General features: G+C 66.5%; 1 pseudogene. It reads left to right on the forward strand.

From position 1 onward, the window contains the following. Positions 1-128: 128 nt before the first annotated feature. Positions 129-266: pseudogene (locus R0J88_RS20800) on the forward strand (OprD family outer membrane porin); the annotation flags it as partial.

Consider the following 266-nt stretch of genomic DNA (forward strand, 5'->3'; position numbering starts at 1 on the left):
GGTGGGCGTGCGGATCATGCCCACCTGGGCCCCGCGTTGCCGGGCAATGTAGTAGATGGCGTGCTTGGTGATGCGCTCGCGAGTGATGTGCCCGCCCCGGCGGATGCGGTTGAACATTCAAGTACGGCGCCCAGTTGCCGGACCTGCCACTGCTCAAGTACAACGACGGGCGCCTGCTGCCCACCATGTTCAACGGCGCGGTGCTGACTTCCCGGGAGGTCAAGGACCTGACCCTGACCGCGGCCCGCTTGAACCGCTACACCGCG

This window comes from Pseudoalteromonas sp. SIMBA_162 (assembly GCF_046535955.1).
GTDB classification, from domain to species: Bacteria; Pseudomonadota; Gammaproteobacteria; order Enterobacterales; family Alteromonadaceae; genus Pseudoalteromonas; species Pseudoalteromonas marina.